This window comes from Sphingobium sp. (assembly GCF_041987595.1).
Lineage (GTDB): Bacteria > Pseudomonadota > Alphaproteobacteria > Sphingomonadales > Sphingomonadaceae > Sphingobium.
The window spans coordinates 1-7,078 of record NZ_JBHIWJ010000151.1 but is presented as its reverse complement, the minus strand read 5'-3'; the positions used below and the strand labels follow the sequence as shown (position 1 = coordinate 7,078).

7 protein-coding genes are annotated in these 7,078 nt (G+C 63.1%); 3 read left to right on the top strand and 4 right to left on the bottom strand.

Going from position 1 to position 7,078, the window contains the following annotated elements; translation table 11 throughout:
• The 3 genes from ACFC3J_RS21510 to ACFC3J_RS21500 form a co-directional block, all read left to right on the top strand.
• Window positions 1–728, top strand: a 728-nt coding sequence (locus ACFC3J_RS21510) for a zinc-binding alcohol dehydrogenase family protein (RefSeq protein WP_375198013.1), incomplete at its 5' end; no start/stop codon positions are given.
• On the top strand, window positions 725–1,501 hold the full coding sequence (locus ACFC3J_RS21505) for an SDR family oxidoreductase (RefSeq protein ID WP_279728651.1): 777 nt from the start codon (window positions 725–727) through the stop codon (window positions 1,499–1,501). The genes ACFC3J_RS21510 and ACFC3J_RS21505, both read left to right, overlap by 4 nt.
• 44 nt (window positions 1,502–1,545) lie before the next feature.
• Window positions 1,546–2,052 (top strand): nuclear transport factor 2 family protein, encoded by a 507-nt coding sequence (locus ACFC3J_RS21500; RefSeq protein WP_279728652.1) that lies wholly within the window; start codon window positions 1,546–1,548, stop codon window positions 2,050–2,052.
• A gap of 35 nt (window positions 2,053–2,087) precedes the next feature.
• On the opposite strand, the gene ACFC3J_RS21495 is transcribed toward ACFC3J_RS21500, so the two are convergent.
• From ACFC3J_RS21495 to ACFC3J_RS21480, 4 genes are all read right to left on the bottom strand, one after another.
• Window positions 2,088–2,915 carry an SDR family NAD(P)-dependent oxidoreductase gene (locus ACFC3J_RS21495; RefSeq protein WP_279728653.1) on the bottom strand — a complete coding sequence of 276 codons (828 nt, stop codon included), beginning with the start codon at window positions 2,913–2,915 and terminating at the stop codon, window positions 2,088–2,090.
• Entirely contained in the window at window positions 2,912–3,799 is an 888-nt protein-coding gene (locus tag ACFC3J_RS21490) for a MaoC/PaaZ C-terminal domain-containing protein (protein ID WP_279776277.1), read from the bottom strand. Before ACFC3J_RS21490 ends, ACFC3J_RS21495 begins: the two co-directional genes overlap by 4 nt.
• Before the next feature lie 14 nt (window positions 3,800–3,813).
• Window positions 3,814–4,971, bottom strand: coding sequence for an acyl-CoA dehydrogenase family protein (locus ACFC3J_RS21485; protein WP_375198012.1), 1,158 nt, complete (start codon window positions 4,969–4,971; stop codon window positions 3,814–3,816).
• Window positions 4,968–7,078: 3-hydroxyacyl-CoA dehydrogenase NAD-binding domain-containing protein (locus tag ACFC3J_RS21480; protein WP_375198011.1), on the bottom strand; the 2,111-nt coding region annotated here is incomplete at its 5' end. The genes ACFC3J_RS21480 and ACFC3J_RS21485, both read right to left, overlap by 4 nt.

Sequence of the window (7,078 nt, the reverse complement as noted above, 5' to 3'; positions counted from 1 at the left end):
GGGGGCCGAACCGCCACGCGCCAGCCGCCGATTTCGGCCTGCTCGGTATGCCCTTCGCCGGCACGATCGCCGAGTATATCTGCGTGCCGGTCGACAATCTGGCGCCCAAGCCGGCCTTCATGAGTTTCGAGGAAGCCGGGGCCATGCCGCTGACGGCGCTGACCTCGTGGCGCGCGCTTATGTTCAAGGGACGGCTGGAAGCGGGAGAGACGCTGCTCATCAGCGGCGTAGGCGGCGGCGTGGCCACGTTCGGCCTGGCCTTTGCCGTGGCCAAGGGCGCCAATGTCTATGTCACCGGCGAAAACCAGGACGTGATCGATCGTGCCGTGGCAATGGGGGCCAAGGGCGGTCTGCTGTACACCGATCCCGACTGGCGCAAGCAGGTCGGCAAACTCACCGGCGGCATCGACGTGGTGCTGGACGGCGCGCCATCGCCCAGCTTCGCCAATTATGTCCGCGCCATCAATCCGGGCGCGCGGATCGTCATCTACGGGTCTACCGCCGGCAACGAGATCAAGTTCAACGCCACCGACATCTTCCTCAAGAGCGCCAGCATCGTCGGCAGCCAGGTCGGCGATCCGCAGGACTTCAAGGAAATGCTCGCCTTTGCCGAGCAACATGCAATCAAGCCGGTGATCGAGGCGACCTATCCGCTTGCCCAGGCCAAAGAGGCGCTTCTGCATCTGCGCGACCAGCACAAGTTCGGCAAAGTCGTGGTGACGATGTGAGCGATCTGTTCAGCCTGGCCGGCAAGAAGGCGCTGGTCACCGGCGGCGCGCAAGGTCTGGGCCGCATGATCGCCGAAGGTCTGCTGCGGGCTGGCGCGACAGTCGCGATCACATCCCGCAAGGCCAACATCTGCGAAGATGCCGCCCGGGAGATGGCCACGCTGGGATCGTGCATCCCCCTCACCGCTGACCTGTCGTCGCCCGAGGCGGCGGTCGACCTCGTCGCCCGTTATCGCGAAGCGGTCGGAGAATGCCATATATTGGTCAACAACGCGGGCAAGACCTGGGGCGGGCCGATCGACAGCTTCCCCGACAAGGCTTGGCCGGGCGTGATGGCCGTGAACGTCCAGACGCCGTTTACCATGGTCCGGGAACTCCTGCCCGAACTCAGCGCGTCCGGAAAGGCTGGCGATCCGGCGCGGGTGATCAACATCGGTTCGGTCGCGGGGATGAAGACAGAGCGGCTCAGCGCGTACAGCTATGCCGCGAGCAAGGCTGCGGTCCATATGATGACGCGCGATCTGGCCGGCGATTTGGCGGCGCGTAACATCACCGTCAATGCGGTCATTCCCGGCTTCTTCCCAACCAAAATGACGGCGCATATGCGGGATGAGGATCAGGTCGATCCTGCCCTGCTGGCGCATATTCCGCTCCAACGTCTAGGTTCGCCGGACGATATTGCAGGCATCGTCATTTTCCTGTGTTCGCGCGCGGGCGCTTATGTCACCGGCGCACAGATTCCGGTTGACGGCGGGGTCGTTGGCTGCGGCTGAAATAAGCCCCCCACCCTCGCGGCCGGTAAAGAAAGATATTCGCCATGATGATCGACCTCGCCATGCTGGCGGACCGCCTCGCGATCGAGGAATGCCTCTATCGTTACGCCCATCTGGTAGATTCGATGCAGTTTCACCGCATTGCGGAGGAAGTGTTCACAGAGGATGGATCGATCGACTTTGGCAGCGCGCGTTCCGTGGGGCGGGAGGCCATCCATGCCCAGTGCATGGGTTATCAGGGCGCTCTAATGGGCTGTTCGCATAACATCTCCAATGTGGTGATAGAGGTGAACGGCGACGAAGCGCGCGCAGCCAGCCGCGTCATGGCATGGCAGTGGTTCGATATCCCCGATGCCGATCCGCTGCGCCCCACCGACCTTCTCGCCGTGGGCGGCTATGAGGACAGGCTGCGGCGCACGGCCGAGGGATGGCGGATATATGAGCGGCGGGGGATCAATTTCGGCACTGGCATCGGCGCCGGATCCGTACCCGATCTCATGCGTTCCATCTTTTTGGCCATGCACGGTCGCACGCCTGGCTGGCCCGACTGACCGAGGGCGGGTGCCAAGGCCCGCCCATCATATCGTCAGAGTTTCCAGCCCCCGCCCGCGACGATCACCTCGCCGGTGATATAATCGGCTTCGGGCAGGCATAGCAGGTAGACGGCGCCGGCGGCTTCTTCCGGCGTGCCGGCGCGGCCCAGCGGAATGCCCTTTTCCATGGCTTCCAATATTTCGTCGCTGACGCCGGCCTTGATGTCCCGACCCTTGACGCTGATGGTCGTGCTGCCCGCCTCGCCCGCGGTCATGCGCGTCATGATGGCGCCGAAAGCCACCGCGTTGACGGTGACATTATGTCGCCCCCATTCCTTCATCACCGTCTTGGTGAGACCGACGATCCCCGCCTTGCCCGCCGCATAGCCCGACTGACCGGCATTGCCGCCAAGACCCGCCACGGAGGATATATTGATGACCGTACGGCGTGTGGCCCGACCATGTTCGGCGGCCTCCTTCTTCGCAGCGGCGGCGATCACCGGTTGCGCGGCGCGCAAAATGCGGAAAGGGGCATTGAGATGAACGTCGAGCATGGCCATCCATTGCTCGTCGCTCGTCTTTTGAAGCACCGAATCCCAAGCATAGCCCGCATTGTTAACGATGATGTCGATCGTGCCGAAATGCGCGACCGCCGCTCCCACAAATTTATCGCCGAAATCGGCCTCGGTCACGTCGCCCACACACACCACGGCGCGGACGCCCAGGCTTTCGATTTCGCTCGCCGTCGCCTTTGCGACATCCTCGTCCAGGTCGTTCACCACGACATGGGCGCCGGCACTGGCCAGTTTCAGCGCGATAGCTTTCCCGATGCCCCGTCCAGAGCCAGACACCAGTGCGACCTTGCCATCCAATATCTTCACGTCAATGCGTCCCGTTCTTCCTTGAAACCACCGATGCGGGCCTCGCCGCCATCGATGACGATGCTGTTCCTGTCAGGCACGCTCGCCCGAAACGATATGGTGTCACCCCTGCGCCAGATTTCCGTCCGAACCGTTTCGCCCGGCCAGACCGGGGCGGTAAAACGCACACGCATGCCGGTCAACAAACTCGGATCGCCGTCACAGCACAGATGGATCAGCGCGCGCGCCGCCAGCCCCATGGTGGCGAGGCCATGCAATATCGGCCGGTCGAAACCCGCCGCCTGCGCCGTGCCCTGGTCGACATGCAGCGGATTGCGATCACCGGTCAGGCGATAGAGCATCGCCTGATTGGAGGCCGTCGGGAGATCGAGATATGCGTCCGCCGGCGCATCCGGCATGACGACCGGCGCCGGCCCGTCAAGATCACGCGGCCCGCCAAAACCGCCCGCGCCGCGCAAGACCCACACTTCCTCCATCTCGGCGATCGGACGGTCCGTCGGCGTGGTGATCACGCGTTTTGCCCGTACGAGCGCAGGCTTGCCTGCCCCCTTGTCCGCGAGACCGATAATCTCGATCCGGCCGCTGACCAACTGGCCCAGTTCGAGCGGACGGAACAGTTTCAGCGTCTGCTCGCCATGCAGGATGCGCGGCCAGTCCCAGCCCAGTTCCGGCGCCATCGGCCAGAAGCCGGGTGTCCCCAGGACCAGCGCCATGGTCGGCAACACGGCCTGATCGCGTTCGAAAATCAAATTCTGCTCATCTATGGCGCCCAAACCGGCGCCAACCCCCAGGGCATAGAGGATCGCCCCGCGCGGATCGCAGACATCTTGCGCTTCCGGCACCCGGAAACCGCGCAATCGTTCGACTTCAAGCATTCGACTCATCCCCGATCCAGAGGTCAGGACAGCTTGCGCTCGTCCAAGCCTAGCCCGCGTCCGATGATTTCGCGCATGATTTCCGAGGTTCCGGCGAAGATGCGGCTGATGCGGGCGTCAGTATACATGCGGCTGATGCGGTATTCTTCCATATAGCCCGCGCCGCCATGAAGCTGGACACATTCGTCCATCACCCTGCCTTCCAGCTCGCTGGTCAGAAGCTTGGCGGCTGACGCGTCCTCGGCGGTCAGCTCGCCAGCGTTGAGCAGCATCACACACTGGTCGACATAGGTCTGGATCGCGTCCAGTTCGGCCCGCATCGACGCCATCTTGAATCGCGTATTCTGGAACGCGCCGATCGGCTTTCCGAACGCCCGGCGTTCCTTCACATAATCGAGCGTGATGTCGAACGCGGTCTGCGCCGTCGCCATGAAGCCGATGGCCGCGACCAGCCGCTCCTGCGCCAGGAAGCGTGCGAGATATTTGAAGCCCTGCGTCGGATCGCCCAGCACATTCTCCTTGGGCACCTTGACGTCGTTGAAGAAGAGTTCAGCGGTATCCTGCGCCTTCAGCCCCATCTTCGCCAGCTTGCGCCCGCGCTCGAAGCCTTCCATCCCGCGTTCCACGACCATGAGGCCCAGACCGTGGCGGCTATTGGGATCGGTCCGCGCGGCGACGACGATCAGATCGCTAAGGATGCCGTTGGAAATATAGGTCTTGGCCCCGTTCAGCAGCCAATGGTCGCCCTTGTCCACCGCACTGGTGCGCATGCCAGCGAGATCGCTGCCGGTCGACGGTTCGGTCATCGCGACTGCCAGGATCTTCTCACCGCTGACGATGCCGGGCATCCAGCGGTCCTTCTGTTCGTCGGTACCGAGCTTGGCGATATAGGGCGCGACCAGATCATTATGCAGGTTGATGTAGAAGCCTATGTCGCCGTGGCGCATATTCTCCTCGATGATGATCTGCTCGAAGCGGAAATCGTCGATCCCCGCCCCGCCATATTTCTCGTCCGCCCAGGTGCAGAGCAGGCCCTGTTCACCGGCCTTCAGGAACAGCCCCCTATCGACCATGCCCTGTTCGCGAAAGCGTTCGGCGTGCGCGCCCACCTCCGTCGTCATGAACTTGACGACGGAGTCGCGGAACTGCTCATGTTCCGACTCGAAGATCAGACGCTTCATGCCGGCATCGGCTCCTTGATCGTGGTTTCGCTCGCAGGCGAGTAGAAATCCTCACCCTTTGCCGCCTTGTCGCGCAGCCATGCGGACGGCAGGAAGCGCGGACCATAAAGCTGCGCGAGCCGATCAGATTCCTCGACGAACGTCTTAATGCCAATTGTATCAATGTAGCTGATCGTCCCGCCGGTCCAAGCCGGGAAACCCCAGCCGTAGATCGCGCCCAGATCGGCATCCTGCGGAGTTTCCAGCACATTTTCCTCCAGGCAGCGGGCGGTTTCCATCGCCTGCGCGTAGAGATAGCGTTTCTTCAGCTCCTCGACATCCCAATCCTGCCTGACCGGGAAGTGATCGGCCAGGCGCTTCCACAGATGCTTCTTGCCGCCTTCGGGATAATCATAGAACGCCCCGCCGGTCTTCCGGCCGGACCGGCCGATCTCGTCCTTCATCCGACGCATGACGGCAGTGCCTGCCGGCGGCGTATATTTGTCGCCTTCCTCGGTGATCGCCTGGTCGACGATCTTGAGCGGCAGATCGAGGGTCAGTTCGTCCAGCAGCGCGAGCGGCCCGACCGGCATCCCCACCGCCTTGGCGGCGTTCTCGATCACCGCGGGGGGCACGCCCTCCGCCAGCATCGCCGCGCCTTCGTGGATCAACATCTGGAACACGCGACTGGTGTAGAAGCCGCGGCTGTCGTTGACGACGATAGGCGTCTTGCGCAGTTGGGCGATGAAATCGAGCCCCTTGGCCAGCGTTTCCTTGCTGGTCTGCTTGCCCATGATGACTTCGACCAGTCCCATTCGGTCGACCGGAGAGAAGAAGTGCAGACCGATGAACTGGTCCGGACTGCGCGACGCCTGGGCGAGTTGGGAAATCGGCAGGGTCGAGGTGTTGGACGCGAAAATGGCCTGGGCCGGCAATATGGCTTCAGCCTTCTTCGTGGTTTCGGCCTTGATCGCCGTATCCTCGAACACCGCTTCGACCACCATGTCGCAGCCATCGAGCAGCGCGAAGTCGTCGGTCGGGGTGATGCGGGCGAGAACGGCGTCCGCCTTGTCCTGCGTCAGCTTGCCCTTTTCGACCAGCTTGCCCAACACCTTGGCCGAATAATCCTTGCCCTTCTGCGCCGTCGCAGTGTCACGGTCGATCAGCACGACGTCGATGCCCGCATTGGCCGAGACGAACGCGATGCCCGCGCCCATCATGCCCGCGCCAAGCACGCCGATCTTTTTGGCTTCGAACTTGGGGAAGCCTTCGGGACGACGCGCGCCCTTTTCGGCCGCCTGCTTCGAAATGAAGGTGGTGCGGATGATGTTGCGCGCGACCGGATCGGTCAGCAGCTTGGCGAAATATTTTCCCTCGACCGCCAGCGCCTTGTCGAAGGGCAACTGCAAGCCGTGGAACACCGAGTTTAGGATCGCGGCCGGCGCGGGTTGATTATAACCCACCTTGGCGAGACCGCCCGTATACATCATGTAGGCGGCCGAAACCTCAGGAATGGTTAGGCCCTTCTTCTGCGGCGGCGTCCAACCCTTGACGTCCCAGGGCTTGACCGGGTCAGGCCCGGTCGCAAGCCACGCCTTGGCCGCGTCGATCAGCTTGTCCGCCGGGACGACCTCGTCCACGATCTTGAGCTTGAGCGCTTCCTGCGGCCCCACCGAGCGGCCCGACAGCAGCAGGTCGAGCGCGATCTTCATTCCCGCGATGATGCCCAACCGCACCGTGCCGCCCGATCCGGGCAGCAGACCGACATTGACTTCGGGCAAACCCATCTGCGCCTCGGCATCATCCACCAGGATGCGCCGGTGGCAGGCCAGCGCCAGCTCGAAACCGCCGCCCAGCGCCAGGCCGTTGATCGCCGCCACCCAGGGCTTGCCCGATTGTTCGATGGCGCGGTGCATGTCGGTGGCGCGCTTCGAAAAGGCATAGGCTTCCTGCGGCGTCAGCGTGCTGAACCCATTCACCAGCTGCTTGAGGTCCGCACCGGCCATGAACGTCTTCTTGGCCGACGTCAGGATGACGCCCTTGATGCTTTCGTCCGCGGCAATCTGCTTCGTTGCCGCTTCCATGTCGGCGATGAAAGCATCGTTGACGACGTTCATCGAGCCTTCGG